Source organism: Fructilactobacillus sp. X2R1C1, assembly GCF_059901435.1.
Genome location: NZ_JBWXUV010000001.1, coordinates 424,643 through 442,254 on the forward strand (window position 1 = coordinate 424,643; position 17,612 = coordinate 442,254).

The following is a 17,612-nucleotide window of genomic DNA, read 5'->3' on the forward strand; positions in this document are numbered from 1 at the left end:
CTTAAATCGGGAGGGAATGAACGGTGAAAAAAGACAAGTGGATTAAACGAGTAACTATCGGTGGGCTGACCGGGTTATTTATAGTGGCTTGTACGATCCTATTCTTATATACAACGAGTTCAAATCGTTCTGCTTCAGTAAAGGCCGAAAGTAATCCTCAAACAGCTAGTTCATCAGCTAGTCATGCTCATTCTGCTAGTCAAAGTAGTTCGTTTAAAAAGACAAGTTCAAATAGTGATAATCCGGATCAGGCGTCATCTGGAAACGACCAGAAGACAAAAACCTTAAGTAACCATGATATGGACCAAAAGAATGGTAAGTACACACAATTAATGCAAGAAAGTCAGAATGACGAAAGTGATTTTAAGGCGGGTAAGTACGTGCCAGCCACCAAGTTGTCGGCTGCGCAAATTAAAACGGCTGATTTATCGACTGTCTCGGTGGGCGACTGGAGTAGTTTTGTTGCGGCCATCCAGAATTCAAACGTCGATCATATTTTAATTGCAAATGATTTTGCCGCTCCTGATACCGGAATGCGACAGGTCCAGGCTGCTTCTCGTCTAAGTGGCAATCTGGTGGTCGACGGACAAGTTACCACTTCTAATAGTAATCCGGACGATCAACACGTTAATGGTCCAACGGTTGATTTAGGCGGTAATAGTTTTGATTGGCATGGAAATAATGGAAGCAATTCGAATGGGACATCCCAGTTTTCAGACGTTCAGGTTAACAACTTGAACGTGTATGGTGGTAATTATTATGGGATGTTTTGTGATAGCAACGGTGGAATTCATGGTGATGTACAAACTTACACCAATTATTCGTATACTGGTTCTCAACCGTTTGTTAACTATGGTGGATTAGACGTTTTAAAGGGCCAAATCCGGTTGAACCAGGTTAATCGGTATTCAGCGATGGGGCGAACTAATACTAATATTTCCTTTGGTGGTCAACAACTAATGGAAGCATGTGCATTGTGGATTGCCGACAGTAATGACAGTTCCAATCCAACTAACGTTAAAACCACCAGTAATAACAATTCTTCTCTTCCTAATTTTGAAGTTGGTGACTGGGGAGACGAACGATGGGATCAGCGGATTCAAAATGTTCCCACTAATCCTAATACTGGTCAACCCTTTAATCTGGGGCAGATTGCGATTGGTAACAATGTCAATGTCGATATGGATGCGACCGCTAAAAACTCAGTTGGTGGTGGTAATAGCAACAGTTCAGGTCAAACTTCTGGATTTGATCTGGGGCGTGGAAATAACCAAAATGACTTTAGTATTGGTAATTACTCCAAGGTTAATATTGATATGACGCCTGGTCATACGGCCATCACTTCTTATAATCGAGCAAATAGTAGTGCTCAATCTGGAATTAGTATTGGGAGTTCAACCCTAACGGTCAATAGTAATCATGGTTACGGAAGCCCAGCAACTAATCGTCCAGGCATATTTGCTAACGGGGACATTACCTTTGCTCCTAATCAGGTTGCTGGACTTGACCCAGGTTCTGGTCAACAGCCAACCTTAAACATTGATAAAAATGTTCAAAATAATGACTCAAGAATGGCAATTCAGTCGCTAACTGGGAACATTGATTTACGTAAACTAGGGTATGGCGATCTGCGGATGAGTAATTATAGTCATCCGGTTAACGAACCAATTATTTCGGTTAATCGCGGTCGTACAACCGGGAGCGGACAAATTGAGTTTGGTGCTAATCAACCATTCTCAGCTTGGAACTTAACTAATTCTGATAATGACGGTTCGCCTCAGTGGAGTTGGGAACAATCACCGGCTAGTGGCTGGTCATATCCAAATGATACCTTTCAACCCACTTCGTTTGATCCATATCAATACTCTCGTTTAAAGGTGGGGACTTCCCAGTCTGAAGGTAACCTGCAGTTTGACCATTCATTAAATGATGCAAGGGATTCGAAGTACTCGTACCAGATTGACGGAACCGTCACGGATGACAACGGTGCTCCCTATGCAAATGCATATGTTAGTTTAACTGGTGATCCGAATATCCAACCCAATGTTGGTAACAACGATAGTATCCCAAATGATGGTTACGCCTTTGGATATCCAATGTTTCAACCCAAAGCTCCTGATAATATTTCCAAAAGGGAGTACGTCGCTAAGACTGATTCTAACGGGCACTTCAATTATACGTTGCCTAAAAAGAACGGACAGCAAACCTACCTGACTGCGAACGAAACCATTACGGCTTTTGCCGCTGGATATAATGATTCCAGCTGGTTTTACACGAAGGAGACCCCAGAACCAGTTGACGGTGTTAATAGCCCAGGGGTGATTAATCCATATCAACCGCAAACACAGGATGACAATGGCTTTCCACAAAATGTCGATCCAGGTGACCAAGTTGCGGGAGCTAACAACCCTGCTGACAATAATGATCCGGCAATGTTAAGACTCGACGCAGTTCCTCAAAGCATGCAATTTAACATGAACGGTGGGAATGCGTCACCGATTAATGGTCATTTGGCGGTTCCAATTTCTGAGCAGGGAACTTCGTTAGCTTACAATCCAAATAGTTCGAAGCCAGGGATCTTTACCCAGTTTACTAATTCTGTTGGTAGCGAAATAAATGATGACGGTTGGAACTTATCGGTTACGGCTACAGCAAATGATAATCAAGGAAACCTGTTAAATGATGCATCGTTACTTTTGGGTGGGTCCCCACTTGGTGATGGTTTTCTCCAAGAATTAAGTACCCCAAGTGGCATGGGACTTACGCAGTGGAATAAAACGGGAAACAATCTTTCCGACCTCATTAACTTTAATGGACAGGAAACCCCGATTGTCTCAAGTAATGATGTGAGTTTAGATAATTCAACCTATCAGACATTTTGGAATTTGGATAACATTAAATTGAACCTAGATGAAGAAGTTTTAAGGGATAATAAAGCGGGCCTTGGTGGCAATTCACAGAACTCTAGTGGAACGCTGACTTGGAACTTGTCTCACGGGCCTTCTGAGGGCGACTAATGATTAAGACGATGATAATTTAAGAATTGTTGTCGTCTTTTGTGCGTAATGAATGATTAAACTTGGAAATTGGAGTGGCGTTATAATGAAAGTAGTTCAAAGATTAATGGTGATGATGGTTGCACTCGGTGCTTTTGTTCTTTTCTTCTTACTTGGAAGTGTTTTTACCCAGGCCGATACACAAAATCAGGTCCCACTGGAAGTTCTTCCTCAGATTAAAGATGTGAAAGGCCAACAAAAAAGGGCTGATTATTTCGATATTAAGGCAACTCCTGGGATGAAACAACAGCTAAAAATCAAATTGATTAACCGAAGCACTAACATGCCATTAAAGGTTAAATTGGGAGTTAATCCCGCTACTACTTCTGGAGCTCCTACGATTAGTTACGCTAATAAAGAGAAAACTAATAACCGTCAATTTCCGATTGAGAAGTTGGTAACTTTTGCTAAAACTTCCGATCAGTCGGTTTCACTTCAACCGCAACAAAAGCAAACCGTTGTTTTAAATCTAAATGTTCCGAATGACAGGCGATTTCAAGACTTCAAGGGAACCATTCTTGGTGGCCTTTACGTTGTCGAAGATAATGGCAACCAGTCGTCATCACCAGTCAATTCACTGTATTCATATTCGGTTGGAATTCAGTTAAAACACGGAAAACAACCTGCTAACATCAAAATGAATGGGATTAAGATGCTGAATGCTAGTAATCCTAATTTGATGGAAGTCAAGTTATCAAATGACAGGGCGGCGGTGCTTGGAAAAACCAAGATTAAGACTGACGTTACACCGATTAACAGTATGAATGCTTTAGACTCACATACAACTTTTGATGCCGTAATCGCGCCTAATAGTTCGTTTAATTACCTGGTTCCTAAGTCCGCTAACCAATTACCGAACGGACGCTATTTGCTTCACTTAAAAATGATTTCTAATGATCCTCAATTTAAGGGAACTAAGGTCTGGAACTTTACGCGTGGGTTTACTGTCAATAACCCAATTTCAGCGACTCATTCAATAAATAAAGCGGTTTCAAAGAGCATCTTCTGGTTGGTTATGTTAATATTGTTGTTGGGTATCATTGGTATCTGTCTTTATTTCTTTTTTGCCGGAAGAAAACAAGATGAGCTATAAATCTAATAAGACTATGTTTCATACACAATTGTGTATTATTATTTGGAAACCGGTGCTTGCGTGTTCCGGATTTTTTGTGCGGGATTTTTGTGTCACTGGGATTCCTAATTTATGAACAAAGGAAGAGTGATTTTTTGGAAAAAGCAGCAAAGAAAAACATTTTTTTATTTGCGATTGGAATTGCCATTGTTGTGGCTGGTTTTCTTTTTATTGAATTTGGGATCAACGTTGATGGTGTAAAGCGTGGCGAACACACCCCCATTTTATTTGTATCAGACCTAAATAAAACTTCCAAGGCTGCTAACCACCTGACGGTTACTTCTAGTCGTGAGGGCGGCGAGTATGCCATGAAGATTAATGTTTATCCGGACGGTAAGATTTATTACCATCCTAACGGAAATGTACACGCTAAGTATCCGATTATCAAGGTCAACTTTACCGACAATACTGCTTCCACGGTAATTCAGGCGAAGTGGCTGAATGAGATTCTCGTTCATTTAAATCATAAGTACCATTATCAACAATATAATGCTTTAGGATTTGGTTCTGGGAGTCTAACGATTTATCAGAACGCCGTGGCATATGGTCAAGAATCGAATCATATGCGACTGACCAAGTTCATATCAATTGGTGGACCATACAAGGGCATCATGCCGGTAACTGATGTTATGAACCATCGCTACCCGAAAGTTAGTGAATTAAAGGATGCCTCTAAGAGTTTTCCGAAGGGTGTGAGTGTCCTCAACGTTTACGGACAATTGAGCAAGACAAATAAATCTGACGGACGAGTTACTACTTCGTCTGCTCGTGAATTAAGAAAGCTTGTCCCGGGCTCTGACTATCAGGAAATTAAAGTAAGCGGAAGATCAGGTCAACACAGTAAGTTATTAAACAATCAGATGGCTTCAAGAATTATTGAAAGATTCCTGTTCGCTGAATAATCAAACAAAAAGCGAGATCACAAATTAATGTGATCTCGCTTTTGTTTTAATTAGAGTTGGTTAACGACACCTTTTTCAACGGCACGGCTTAATGCTTGAAGTTCGTTAATCTTTGATTCAATGAGGTATTGACCCTTAACTTCACTCTTGTCTTTAGCATCTTGTAATTGTTGGTCTAAGAATTGAATTTGTTTATCGATATAATCAGTAAGTTTCATATTATGCACTCCCATCTGTTCCATTTTTCACTTACATCCTACCAGATTTGAACTCGTTTATCAGGTTTTAAGTACATCTGATCTTTGGCGGTTACGTCAAAAGTTGTGTAAAAGTCATCAAGATTCTTAACTTGAACAGATGCCCGAAGTGGGGCAGGTGCATGCACGTCAATTGATAGTAATAGATTCTGGTATTCTGGGGTGGCTTTCATCCGCCAAATCCGACCCCAGTTGGTAAAGAACTGGTATAAGTCAGTATTATCACCATTTTTAGCGGCTTCTTCAGCACAGCTAAGACCACCCGCATCAGCGATATTCTCTGAAACGGTCAATTTACCGTTAACTTTACCACCCGCAAATGGAATGCCGTTGAATTCGTCAATCATTTTCTGGGCTAACTTGGAGAAGTGTTCGTGATCGGACTTGGTCCACCAATTATTCAGGTTACCATACTGGTCGAATAAAGAACCATTATTGTCAAAGGCGTGTGAAATTTCATGAGCCATAACCGCTCCGATTCCGCCATAATTAGCGCTTTCGGGTTGATCTAAACTGTAAAATGGTGCTTGTAGGATGGCAGCCGGGAAGACAATGATGTTTTTAAAGGGGTGATAGTAAGCATTCACGGTGTTGGCACTCATTTCCCAACGTTCTCGTTCCACTGGTTTGTTCCACTTTGAGAATTCGTCTTGGTTGGCAATTTTTTCAAAGTTAAGTATGTTACTTAAAACCGTGCCACCATCTTTTTCCTCGGTAACGTGAAATTTCTTGTAAAGCGGATCTAGTTCATCAGGATATCCGACTTGAACTCCAAGGGTAGAAAGCTTTTTAGTTGCCATCTTCTTAGTGTCGTCGCTTAACCATTGGTTGTTTGAAAGTCGGTTTTTATATACGTCGATCATACTATCAACCATTTGATGAACGTCAGCTTTGGCTTTTTTACCAAAGTATTTTTTACCGTAGTAGTCACCAACCACTTGATCAAAAGTTCCTGATGCAAGGTAGTAGGCGGCCTTCTTTTTATTAGTGGCTTCCTTCTTGCCTGAGAGCGATCTACTATAGGTCCCACCAACTACCCGGAATTCGTCTGAGAGAGCGCCACTGTACCCATTAAGTGTCTTTACAAGCATCCAGTCCTTCATAAGCTGGAAGTGAGATGAAGTTAAAAGTTCGGAAAGATTACTAAAGAATTGGGGTTCGGTGACGATGATCTTTTCAGGAAGGGTACCAACTAATTGGTTAATGGCTTCCTTTAGGTTCAAGGCATTGGTTGACCGAGCTAATTCGTCGGTACTTTCTGGGTTGTATATTTTACTGTAGTCAGCAGCTTCTTCAGCTGACTTGACGTTTGGGGCGATTAAGCGATCAAATTCAACCGCATTTTCAACGATCTTTTGACTGTCGTTCTCACTATATCCAGCCATTTCAAATAACTTGGTGGTCATTTTAATGAAGATTGGCATTAAGGTTTTGGCCGCTTCATTATCTTTTTCGTAGTAAGTTTTATCTGGCATAAAAAGGGAAGGTCCACTCGCAAAGAGGGCGTTCACTTTCGCATTCTTCATGTCAGGATCAAGTCCCAATGAAAATGGGGTTGGGAGTCCAGAAAGGATCCAATCGGGGAGCTGATCGTTTAAATCATTGTAATTTTCCAGATTACTGATTCGGTCAAGGACTGGCTTTAAAGGCTTAACGCCATCTTCATCACGCTTTTTGAAGTTATTAGTCATGTTATAGAACTTTTTGTATTCTTCGAGTTCAGGGGTTTTAGCAGGTAACTTGCCACTTGATAGGTCGGATGAATCTTTCATTAAGGTTTTGTCGATATCATCAACTAGATCCATGAAACCACCGGTTGAAGAGTGATCAGACGGGATGGTTGCTTGTTTAATCCATGCTCCATTAATGGCGTCATAGAAGTCGGTTTTTAGTTCTGACTTATCAATTGGAAATTCTTTGTTAGTCATAGTCATTGTCCTTTCGAATTTTTTCTCATAATTAAATGGTATCAAAAAAGTCTCATGAATGTTGTTCATGAGACTCATTTTTTTCGATTATTTATTTTTTTAGGTCTTCAATTGAGTTAACGTTCTTCATGTACTTCGGAACAGCTAAGCCAACTTTAGCCTTGTCAATACTGGTACCAACGATTTCAACGTTGTTTTTGTACTTCTTGTACATCGGTGCCATCGTTGTTGGCAACCAACCAGCAGTTGAAGCGTCGGCCGATCCAGTTGAAAGGGCCGTCCACATTGGTTGAGCTTCCATTGCTGAAAGGGTTGGTTTATAACCTTTCATCCGTAGCAGTTGAGCAACCACGTTGGATGATGACAATTCAGAATCCCAGGAAACGAGGACCAGTTTAACGGGTTGACCGTGTCCCTCAGGAACGCCGTTAAGCCACTGTTTAACTAGTTCGGGGTGTTTATTGATGAATTCTTTTGATGCTTTTTCAGCATTTTCACCCTTATCAATCTTAAACATGACTTCACTCATTAATTCGTCGTTCCAGTGGAATTGTCTGAGAAGTTTTGTTGCTCCAGGATTTTTCTTTTCAAATCCCTTGTGGATGATAGTTTGAATGTGTTCACCCTTACCATAAGCGTTCTTTGGATCTTTTAAGAACTTGATGGGATACTTTTGAAACATCCAGTGCGGGGTCCAACCAGTAATTACGATTGGTTGTTTGTACTTGAGCGCTTTATCAAGAGATGAAAGCATGGCAGCAGTAGAACTAGCTTGAAGTTGCCATTTTTCCTTCTTAAGTCCATAGGTGTTTAACGCCTTGGTGGTTGATGACATGATTCCGGCTCCGGAATCAATTCCGGTTATTGTGTAGTTAACTTGTGGTCCAACTTTAGCGTTGGGATTGTACTTTGGTGGATTTACACTACATGCGGTTAGAGTTACCGCTAAGAGTAACGCGGAAGTGATTCCTAGAATCCATTTTGTAAATTTTTTATTCATTATTTATTTGCTCTTGCATCAGCTTTATTGGCACCACCAAGGCCTTTACTGATTTTATCAAGAACAATGGCAAGAATAACGATTGCGATACCCGCTGCAAAACCAGTACCAACATCATTTCTACCAACGGCAAAGTAAACGGCTTCTCCAAGCCCCATTGTCCCGATCATTGAAGCAATAACTACCATTGAGAGGGCAAGCATGATTCCTTGATTAATCCCCGACATAACGGTTGGTTTTGCTAGTGGGAACTGGACTTTGAAGAGTTTTTGCCATGCGGTACAACCAAATGATTCCGATACTTCAAGGTATTCACTTGGGACTTGTCTAATTCCAAGGTTGGTCATGTTGACGATTGGTGGAATTGAGAAGATTACGGAAGCAAATACACCAGGAACTTGACCGATTCCGAATAAAGCAACGGCAGGGATCAAGTAAACGAAGGCTGGCATGGTTTGAAGAAATGACATGATTGGACTCACAATAGTTTCCACAATTTTACTTTTAGCCATCCAGGTTCCAAGTGGAACTCCAATGATGACGATTAAAAGACAGGTTGTCAGAACCAAGTCCAAAGTTTGAGTCATGTCACGCCAGTATCCTTGGTTCCAGATTAAAAGGAAGCCAAGAAGTTCAAAGAGCATGAAGCCCCAGTGCTTTGTTTTGCGAAATAAGAACCATGTTCCAAGTAGGATAATGACAATAAACAACCAAATTGGGATAATGTCAAAAACCCATTGGATTCCGTTCATAACGGTATTTAAGAAAAGCGTAATTGCATTAAAGAAACCAGCAAATCCAGTTAACCAAGCAAAAAAGTCATTGACCCACTTGGCAATGGGAATTGCACCAATGCTAGCGATAGATAACAAACTATTCATTAGTTATCTCCTCCTTTCTTCGTAGCCATGGCATCAAGAACGGCACTTCTTAAAATAATACCCTTCAGATGTTTTTCGTCATCAACCACCGCGTATGGGATTGGTGATTTAGAGATGGCATTGAACAAGTCACCGATTGGTGTACTTGGAGCAGTAGTTGGAACATTTGTTTTTAATGCGATGTGAAGATCTTTTTCGTGTTTATCAATCATTTCGTTGACGTCATCAGCGTCGACAATTCCAACGAAGTGGTCTTGTGAATCAACAACAAAGATACTTGAGATTTGGTCTTCCTTCATCCGACGAAGGGCTAACTTAGGACCGTCTTTTTCGATATTAACGGTATTTGGCTTAACCATGACGTTGTATGCAGTAAGAATTTTAGAACGATCAACGTTTTCGATGAATTTCTTAACGTAATCATTTTTAGGATGATCAAGTAAGTCTTCTGGTGTATCAACTTGAATGACGTCGCCATCGTGCATCATCATGATTCGATCGCCAACTCTTAATGCTTCATTTAGGTCATGACTGATAAAGATAATGGTTTTATGCAACTTCCGTTGTAGTTCCAATAATTCATTCTGCATTTCCCGCCGATTCAATGGGTCAAGAGCTGAGAAAGCTTCGTCCATCAAAAGAATATCAGGATCATTAGTGATGGCACGTGCTAAACCAACTCGTTGTTGCATTCCACCAGATAGTTCAGTTGGATAACTATCGTCGTATCCGTGAAGACCCACCATCTCTAGTGATTCGTGGGCCTTTTTTTCACGTTCTTCTTTGTCAACGTCTTGAACTTCAAGTCCAAAAGCAGCATTTTCAAGGATGGTACGGTTAGGAAGTAAGCCAAAACCTTGAAATACCATACTCATTTTTTTACGACGAAGGTTAAGTAATTGTTTCTTATCAAACTTCATGATGTCTTCTCCATCTAAGTAGATGGATCCAGAAGTAGGGTCAATCAAGCGATTAAACATTCTTAACATGGTTGACTTACCCGAACCAGATAGTCCCATGATAACGAAAATTTCGTTGTTTTTAATTGAGAAGTTGGCATTATCAACTCCAACGGTACTACCAGTTTCTTCAAGAATTTGAGCCTTATCTTCTCCCTTAGATAAAAGTTCTTGTGCTTTTTTAATATGAGGACCAAAGATTTTAGTGATGTGATCAACTTTGATTTTTTCATTATTATTTTGAGCCACAGAACTCCTCCTTTCGATTAACACTGACAATTAAAGTAAAAATATCTACATTAACCAACTTAACAAGTACAACTGTATATGTCAACTTTTCTACCATTTATAAAGCGCGGCACACCGGTTTTTACGGGTTCTATGTCCTTACTCTGATGTAGGTTCTCGTAATGTAATTTTATTTTAAAATTAATGTTAAAAGATGAGAAATGTGTTAGAAGAATTGTCCGATCCCATAGTGAATGATCATGGTAATGATTCCCACGATGACGTTTCTAATTACCGCAATCTTCACCAGACCATTCCCAAGTTCGGCACTTAAGAATCCGGTGATAGCTACAGCAATGATGACAGCGATGATAGTTCCAGGCCACTGAAGTCCAACGGGAAGCAGCGTCATGGCAAGTAGTGGGAGAATTCCACCAAGTGCAGCAGAACACAGCGACGAGAAAGCGGCACTCCACGGACTTAGATATTTCCCTAACTGAAGGTCATATTTGACGCTTACTACCGTTTCAAGCGGTTTTTTTGATAATAGATCCTTTGCAATTTTAGTTGCCGTTTCTTTACTAACCCCACGGCTCATGTAAAATTGAACGACACTTGCCATTTCATCATCGAAATTGGTTTTTAAAAGCTTGCTTTCGGTTTTAACGGCCGCTTCCTCAGTGTCACGTTGGGAACTTACTGAAGCATATTCTCCTCCTGCCATTGAAAAGGCACAGGCAAGCAGATCCGATAGTCCGGCAATGAAAATAGTGAGGGGATTCGTAGTAGCTACAGCAACTGAAAAAAGGACTCCAACGACGGTGAGAATTCCATCATTTGATCCAAGAACGCCGGCACGGAGATTGTTCAATTTCTCATCCATGGTATTGTCGTTATTATCTTTTAGTTGTTTCTTTAAATGAAGACGCATCTGCTTACCTCCTAAAATGCTAATCCGACTAAACGACCAACAAGGTAGGCAACGGTCATGGTTACTAACCCCGAAATGACGTTTCGTATCAGTGACTTAGTCCGGTTAGCGTTTCCAAGAATGGCAGCAACGTATCCGGTGATTGAAAGTGCCAAGACGATGGCAATGTAGGTCCCAAGCACGCGATATTGCGCTGGTGCAACGAAAATAGTTACCAGGGGAAGAATTGATCCAGTTGGAAACGAGATCATTGATGCGATGGCAGCGGCATAAGGATTAGTGAAATCATTTCGATCAAATGAATATTTTTCACGAACCACGGTAGTGAGGGGATCCTTTTGCATCATTTCGGAAGTTGCTCTTTCAGCCAGGGCGTTTGCCATTCCGGTTTTAAGGTACTTATTTTTAACGTAGTTAAACTCGTCATCATAATGATTTTTAAGGCCTTGTTTAACAAGATCAATTGCCTGACGTTGTGAATCTTTCTGGGTGTTAACCGAGACGTATTCTCCCATCGTCATGGATACCGTTCCGGCAAGCATTCCCGCTAAACCTGAAATTAGAATTGCCCAATTACTAGTTGATGCACCAGCGACCCCGAGGACAATTCCAGCAACCGATAGGATCCCATCATTGGCACCCATAACACTAGCCCGCAAAACGTTGATTTTCTGGGCAAGCGATGTTTTCATTTTTGACATAACTGACTCCTCCAGTTTATAATGATTATAATCTAGCTCAACTACTATTTTACCGCAATAACTTGACATAGTAAACACGAAAGAGAAATTAGGCATAAAAAAAGCACCATGAACAAATGTCATGGTGATCGATTTTTGAAATAAAATTAGTTTTTTAATTAGTCCTTTGATGAAGTTTTGGACATTTCAACAACTTTTTGGTTGTTGCTCTTGTTTTGACTCTGTTGGTCCTTTTCCTTTGCTTGACATTCTTTACAAATTCCATGAACTTCAACGTTTGAAACTGATGGATCAAATCCAACCTGTTTGGTTGCGTCCTGTAAGTCTTTATCAATTTGCTTGAACTTTGGATCATCAATATCAATAATTTTTCCACAGGTATCACAAATGGCGTGAAAATGGGGATGACTGTAAAAGTCATAGCGATATCCACCATCTGGATTTGGCAATTCAATCACGATTCTAAGCTTTTTAAATAAACGTAAGTTATTGTAAACAGTTGCCATACTTAGGTTGGGAAAGGTTTCTTCCAAAAAATGGAAGATGGTCTCAACTGAAGGATGGTTATTGTGATCGATAAGGTACTTTAAAATAATTTGTCGTTGCGGGGTAATTCGGACATTGTTACTTTTAAGAATGTCCATGGCTTTCCCATACGCTTCTTTCTTCTCTTTTTCATTCATAAATATGCACTCCCATACATTATAATGTTACTCTTTTATTTCAATAATCATTCTAGTAGCTTATGGAACACAATTCAACTGAAATCACTGAAATAATTGAAATCTAGCGGATTTCGGGGATCGGGCTACTTGAGAGAAACCTAATCTTTTTATTATACCTATAAGATTATGCTGATTATTATTTAATAGAATAGAGATGTTTGGCTGTTTTAATTCTTGAAAAGTAAACTTGATCATGTGATTTAATAATTCGGAAATTAGATCCGGAGCAATTCCGACCTCAAAGATAAAGTAAAACTGGGGTTGGTTATTTTCTAAATTACTGATGGCAAAGATTCCGAGTAGAGTATGAGTGTTTTTGTCCAACACTCCCCAAATCAGAGCCTGAGATTTCATGATTTTACGCATGTCAAGATTAACTAGATCGGCTGTTCTAGTGGGGTTATACTCACCATCCAGGCGAACATTGGCAATTGTGCGACCATTTAAGAGTGAGGTTATTTCGCCAAGATTCATGGTAGTCAGCCAATCCATTTCAAGGTGAGCGGTAAAAATTGGGTGGTAACTTTCAAGTTTCGTCATGGTTTTTCCCCTTTATATTATTCCAAAATTGTTTGATGTCATGCTCGAGTTCATCAGGGTTGTGAGCAATCTGATAATTTTTCCATTGTTGAGGATAAAGGTTTGTGTACCTTTTCTGGGTAAATCTTTGATCCATTAATACAACGATTCCCTGATCATGCTTACCACGGATGAGACGTCCGGCAGCCTGAAAAACGTTGTTTAAGCCCGGTAGCTGATAAGCATATTCAAATCCGTGACCATTTTCGGCATCAAAGTAGTCCCGAATCAGGTTGGTTTCTGGGTTAAGTCCTGGAAGTCCAACCCCAACAATCCCAACCCCAATTAATTTATCACCAATCAGGTCAATTCCCTCCGAAAAGATGCCACCAAGAAGGGCAAATCCGACAACCGGATGGTCGTTTGGCTGATTGAATTGATTGATAAAGCTGGAACGCGCTGCTTCGTTCATGCCGGCTTCTTGCTTGATTGTTTTAACCGTGGGGTGTTGCCTGTTAAATTCATCGTAGATTTTTTCTAGGTACACCCCCGATGGAACAAAGATCAGGTAGTTGCCGGCTTTTCCGCTGATCATTTTGTTGACGGTATCAACAATCTTAGGGATGCTTTGGTCACGTTTTTGAAACGTAGTATTGATGTAAGAAGTGATGATGATATTCTGGTTTGCTTTTGGAAACGGGGAGGGCAGTTGATACTTCAAACTATTGTCTTCGTCACCGAGAACCTTGGCATAGTAGTTCATCGGTGAGAGGGTGGCCGAAAACAACACTGCTCCGCCACCAAGGTTAAGGGTCTCGGCTAGATTGTGACTTGGATCCATACAGAAGAGACGAACAGTCGTATTCTTACCATTGATGAGGATTCTCGTTTTGTAATTTGGACCATAGTACTCGTTGATTTTGAGGTATCCCGTACACTGAAAGAAAAAATCAAGCACCAAGTCCAGGTCATCACCATCGTCTTGTTTTGCGATCCATTTCCGGAGGACCTTAACTAGGTTAGTGACCGCTTTTGTAAATTTATCCAGTGGATCATCGAGTGCGACCTCGAATTTATGGTCTTTTTTTAATGGTTTGGCAATCATATTAAATTGACGTTTGAGTGATCGTAACTTGGTTAAGACCTTTGCGTTTTGTTCCTTGTTCTTTGATAGAAGCTTGATAACTTTTTCTAATGGTTCAGATGCTAGTTCGGTTGAGTACATGTCACGGGAACGATCGACTAGGTTATGGGCCTCATCAATCAGGTAAAAATTCTGATAGTCTTGCACCTCAAAGAAGCGTTGAAGGTGGACCTGTGGATCAAATAAGTAATTGTAGTCACCAATAATAACGTCACAAAAAAGGCTGATATCAAGCGAGAATTCAAAGGGATCAAGTGTGTATTTTTTTGCGTACTTTTCTACCACGTCACGCGTGATCTGGTGATTATTTTTTAAAATATCCTTTAGGGCTGGTTTTAAGCGATCATAGTAGCCAAGCATATAGGGATTATCCTCTGGTGATTTGTCACGTTCATCATCAAACGTAATCTTGTCCTTAGCGGTAAGGGTAATGCTTCGAAGTCGTAATCCATGATTACTCATGAGATTAATGGCGTCTTCAGCAACTCGTCTAGTACTTTGTTTAGCCGTTAAGTAGAACACCTTTGAAATGAGATCATTTCCCATAGCTTTGATGGTAGGAAAGAGGGTTGAGATGGTTTTACCGGTTCCAGTGGGAGCTTCTGCAAACAGGTGGCGGTTAGAAGCGACGGTCTTATATACCGCAGCTGCCAGTTCATGTTGACCCTTTCGATACGTTTGGAAGGGAAATTGAACTTTTTTGGCGGTGATCCTTTTTTCTTCATTTAACTGGTCTTTAAGTTCAAGCCATTCCCCAAATTCGTGAATTAAGTTGTCAAAGAAACGTTTGGAATCTTCGTATGTAATGGAAAGTTCCTTTTGCGTAATTTCTTCCTCAGGGGTTTGGACGTACGTCAGCCGCATGGTGACTGATTTGATTGAGGGATGTTCCGTCATTAGTAAATAGGCATAAGCCTGTACTTGTCCCCAGTAAAGAATCATTTTGTTTTTTGGAATATCGTTAAACTCAATGTCAGAGGTTTTGATTTCTTCGATTGTGGCTGATTTATCACTCATGATGACACCATCGGCACGACCATGAACCAGAAAATCAGTCTGATTAACCTGGACTTCTTTTTCTAGGTAGTACTCCCTTTCATAATTACTAGGACGATTTTTTTGAATTTTCCGGTGGATTTTAGTGCCAGCTTGAGCCGTGTTCAGACTACTAAGACTACTATTTAGATCTCCGCTTCGAAGTAAAAATTCAACGAGATCTCTGACTCCAACTTTGTTCACTATTTCCACCTCCTTTTTTCAATAAAAAAACAACTTCAAACGAAGTTGTTTTATTCTTCACGCCAACGATTGAACTCGTTTGCATGAGACCCTAAGTAATTCATTGCCTCTTTGGTTAGCCGATCAACCTCAGTTTTTGTTTGATCTGGCATTACATGATAGAAATTACAAACATATCCTTCAGCAATGTCTTCGTATTGTTCTCTTCGTCCGTAGCCAGCATCGTTAAATAATTTATCTAATCCCTTGACGTCGTTTTTACCGGCTTTATAGACTTGCTGAGCTAGATTAGTTTTGTTTTCACCTAACATTGTTGCGGCATACTTAATGATAAAATCATTCATATCAATGATGATGTTTTGGCGTTGTTTACGTTCTATTTTCTTCTTCGACATATTTTCACCTCACTATTAGTTTAAAGCATTCGCTCAATAAATGAAAATAGAAAGTGAAAGCTTAAAAAGAACGCAAAATTTATGTTATGATAAGCGCACTAAACTTGGTCGAATCCATACATGTGATAAGATTAAACTGATGTTATTAGAGAAGCGGGTGATTGTTTGGATAATTCAGTTAATCAAGTTGTTAAGGACTTGAAGTATTCGATGAATAACAATTTATTGGTAAATTTGACCCAGCAAAATACAACGGTCTTCTATACCGGCGTGGTCGTTGCCCTTGATGCTGCCGGTGCAATTTTGATCACGTACGATGATTACGGGCTTGCTAACGGACTGGTCTACGTTGTTTACGGAGATATCGATGATATTGACTTTCAAAGTGAGGACCTCACCAAGATGGAGGGACGTATCCGTATGTCTCGTCAATTAAAACTGAACGGAACTAAGCAGGAAGTAATGAAGCTTAATTCCAAAAATGATCTGTTGACTCAGATTTTGGGCAATTCTTTTGTTGACCAACAAGCGGTGATGGTGGTAACTCAAGACGGCAATTCCGTTGAAGGGTTCATTAATTCACTGTCGGACTTTGAATTTTCACTTTCCGTTGTTGATAAATTCGACAACGAAAATGTGACCCATAAGACCATCATTAAACCGTTGGTTCGTTCGGTTGAGTTTCTTGGAACCGAGTTAAAGTTATTAACGGATTCTAAGTCAGTTTTATTTGCCAAACACATTGCCCCGAAAGTCATCGACGGACAATTAGCCATTGAAGCCAACTTGTACTCGGCCATGGAAACAGGGAGAAGAATTGTGATGATACCGAAGATTCATTCTGATTTGTTTTTCATTGGTCAGGTGAAAGCGGTTAATTCTGATTCCGTTATGTTTTCGTTGGTTGATATGATGGGACGATTTGGTGGATATGAACTCATTAAGATTGATGAGATTGATAAATTAGTGATTAAAAGTGATTATTTGCGGCTAATTAATCACTTCGTGTCCATCAATTCGGCTAATGGGGTCTTCGTTCAACCCGTGTTAAATAATGATCGAAGTTTTGATTCGACGATTAATCTATTTGAAGCCACGATTCAAATGGCCATCAAATTTCAACGGGTGGTTAGAATAAAAATGAATGACGGCCAATCTTACCTCGGATTTCCCGTGAAGTACGAGCATGGTCAGATAACCGTTCAAATCGTTGACAAAGCAAAATTATTCGTCGTGAATAATCAACTCATTAATCTCGGAGATATTGACGAGATTGCTTTTGGCTACCTTGACTCATATCTAATTGAGCAACAAATCGGATAAAAAAACGATGGCTCTTATAAAAGTCATCGTTTTTATTTGTTATGAACAATAAACTGCTTAATTATTTTTACTTCATCCTGAGTAGGCTGAATTTGCATACTCTTGATGGCATGAAATCTCTCCACCGTCATGTGTAGGTCAACGGCCATTTGGTTGTCAGGGATGTCATGTTTTTCTTGGAATTTAATTAGATCGGTTGCTACCTGACTAAATTCTTCTCCAATTTTCATTTTGCTTCCTCCTCTACTTCGCTTACTTGACTCTATTATACATTAATTTATTTATTTGAGAC

Annotated in this window: 16 protein-coding genes; 4 read left to right on the forward strand and 12 right to left on the reverse strand. The window is 40.1% G+C overall.

The annotated features are described in order from the left end of the window. Positions 1–23: 23 nt before the first annotated feature. From AC6UDG_RS02025 to AC6UDG_RS02035, 3 genes are all read left to right on the forward strand, one after another. Positions 24–3,017 (forward strand): pectate lyase-like adhesive domain-containing protein, encoded by a 2,994-nt coding sequence (locus AC6UDG_RS02025; protein ID WP_500706277.1) that lies wholly within the window; start codon positions 24–26, stop codon positions 3,015–3,017. 85 nt (positions 3,018–3,102) lie between these two features. Then, positions 3,103–4,149 (forward strand): WxL protein host-binding domain-containing protein, encoded by a 1,047-nt coding sequence (locus tag AC6UDG_RS02030; protein ID WP_500706278.1) that lies wholly within the window; start codon positions 3,103–3,105, stop codon positions 4,147–4,149. Between the two features lie 134 nt (positions 4,150–4,283). Continuing rightward, positions 4,284–5,090 (forward strand): alpha/beta hydrolase, encoded by an 807-nt coding sequence (locus AC6UDG_RS02035; RefSeq protein WP_500693465.1) that lies wholly within the window; start codon positions 4,284–4,286, stop codon positions 5,088–5,090. A gap of 50 nt (positions 5,091–5,140) precedes the next feature. Here AC6UDG_RS02035 and AC6UDG_RS02040 read toward each other — a convergent pair whose 3' ends face one another. The 11 genes from AC6UDG_RS02040 to AC6UDG_RS02090 all read right to left on the reverse strand — a co-directional run bounded on the left by AC6UDG_RS02040 (position 5,141) and on the right by AC6UDG_RS02090 (position 15,997). Next, positions 5,141–5,308 carry a hypothetical protein gene (locus tag AC6UDG_RS02040; protein WP_010022596.1) on the reverse strand — a complete coding sequence of 56 codons (168 nt, stop codon included), beginning with the start codon at positions 5,306–5,308 and terminating at the stop codon, positions 5,141–5,143. A 38-nt stretch (positions 5,309–5,346) separates the two neighbouring features. After that, entirely contained in the window at positions 5,347–7,275 is a 1,929-nt protein-coding gene (locus AC6UDG_RS02045) for a M13 family metallopeptidase (RefSeq protein WP_500706279.1), read from the reverse strand. A gap of 91 nt (positions 7,276–7,366) precedes the next feature. After that, entirely contained in the window at positions 7,367–8,275 is a 909-nt protein-coding gene (locus AC6UDG_RS02050; protein WP_500693467.1) for a glycine betaine ABC transporter substrate-binding protein, read from the reverse strand. Next, the gene (locus AC6UDG_RS02055; RefSeq protein WP_500693468.1) at positions 8,275–9,156 is read right to left on the reverse strand and encodes an ABC transporter permease; all 882 of its coding nucleotides are present in this window, start codon (positions 9,154–9,156) and stop codon (positions 8,275–8,277) included. The genes AC6UDG_RS02050 and AC6UDG_RS02055 overlap by 1 nt, the downstream gene beginning before the upstream one ends. Then, positions 9,156–10,364, reverse strand: a complete 1,209-nt coding sequence (locus AC6UDG_RS02060; protein WP_500696488.1) for a quaternary amine ABC transporter ATP-binding protein — start codon at positions 10,362–10,364, stop codon at positions 9,156–9,158. The genes AC6UDG_RS02055 and AC6UDG_RS02060 overlap by 1 nt, the downstream gene beginning before the upstream one ends. Positions 10,365–10,569: 205 nt before the next feature. Next, a complete protein-coding gene (locus tag AC6UDG_RS02065; RefSeq protein WP_500693470.1) occupies positions 10,570–11,274 on the reverse strand; it encodes a VIT1/CCC1 transporter family protein in 705 nt (234 codons plus the stop codon). Positions 11,275–11,285: 11 nt separating this feature from the next. Continuing rightward, positions 11,286–11,975 carry a VIT1/CCC1 transporter family protein gene (locus AC6UDG_RS02070; RefSeq protein WP_500696489.1) on the reverse strand — a complete coding sequence of 230 codons (690 nt, stop codon included), beginning with the start codon at positions 11,973–11,975 and terminating at the stop codon, positions 11,286–11,288. Positions 11,976–12,133: 158 nt separating this feature from the next. Beyond that, a complete protein-coding gene (locus tag AC6UDG_RS02075; protein ID WP_500699208.1) occupies positions 12,134–12,658 on the reverse strand; it encodes a Fur family transcriptional regulator in 525 nt (174 codons plus the stop codon). Positions 12,659–12,742: 84 nt separating this feature from the next. After that, positions 12,743–13,240, reverse strand: coding sequence for a GNAT family N-acetyltransferase (locus AC6UDG_RS02080; RefSeq protein WP_500706280.1), 498 nt, complete (start codon positions 13,238–13,240; stop codon positions 12,743–12,745). Further along, positions 13,227–15,605, reverse strand: coding sequence for a helicase C-terminal domain-containing protein (locus AC6UDG_RS02085; RefSeq protein WP_500706347.1), 2,379 nt, complete (start codon positions 15,603–15,605; stop codon positions 13,227–13,229). Before AC6UDG_RS02085 ends, AC6UDG_RS02080 begins: the two co-directional genes overlap by 14 nt. 47 nt (positions 15,606–15,652) lie before the next feature. Continuing rightward, on the reverse strand, positions 15,653–15,997 hold the full coding sequence (locus AC6UDG_RS02090; RefSeq protein ID WP_500706281.1) for a hypothetical protein: 345 nt from the start codon (positions 15,995–15,997) through the stop codon (positions 15,653–15,655). Between the two features lie 165 nt (positions 15,998–16,162). Here AC6UDG_RS02090 and AC6UDG_RS02095 point away from each other — a divergent pair, with 165 nt between their 5' ends. Beyond that, positions 16,163–17,320 (forward strand): hypothetical protein, encoded by a 1,158-nt coding sequence (locus AC6UDG_RS02095; protein WP_500695284.1) that lies wholly within the window; start codon positions 16,163–16,165, stop codon positions 17,318–17,320. A 32-nt stretch (positions 17,321–17,352) separates the two neighbouring features. Here the strand turns inward: AC6UDG_RS02095 and AC6UDG_RS02100 are convergent, their stop codons facing one another. Beyond that, complete coding sequence (locus AC6UDG_RS02100) at positions 17,353–17,550, reverse strand: LBP_cg2779 family protein (RefSeq protein ID WP_500693476.1); 198 nt, start codon at positions 17,548–17,550, stop codon at positions 17,353–17,355. Positions 17,551–17,612 lie beyond the last annotated feature (62 nt).